Raw genomic sequence first — 355 nt, forward strand, 5'->3', positions numbered from 1 at the left:
TCACGGTCGGGCTGCTGATCCTCGACGTACCCGGCGCGGTCGGGCTCGGGGCGCTCGTCTTCGTCGGGGCCTACATCCCCTACCTCGGCGCGTTCGTCTCCGGGGCCGTCGCCGTGCTGGTCGCGCTCGCCGACCGGGGCTTCGTCGTCGCGCTCTGGGCGCTCGGGGTGGTCGTGGCCGTGCAGGTGCTGGAGGGGCACGTGCTCCAGCCCATGATCCAGAGCCGCACCGTGCAGATGCACCCGGCGATCGTGCTGCTGGCGCTGACCGCGGGGGCGTCGGTGGCCGGCATCCTCGGGATGCTGCTCGCCGTACCGCTGACCGCGGCGGCGTTCGGGATCGTCCACGAGCTGCA

The 355-nt window shown here is 73.2% G+C and carries 1 protein-coding gene; it reads left to right on the forward strand.

Annotation, left to right across the window (positions count from 1 at the left end; translation table 11 throughout):
• A partial coding sequence (locus tag ACLZOT_RS50695) for an AI-2E family transporter (RefSeq protein WP_416976082.1) occupies nucleotides 1-355 on the forward strand: 355 nt, incomplete at both ends.

Source organism: Streptomyces sp. 4F14 (assembly GCF_048159485.1).
In the GTDB taxonomy this organism is placed as follows: Bacteria; Actinomycetota; Actinomycetes; order Streptomycetales; family Streptomycetaceae; genus Streptomyces.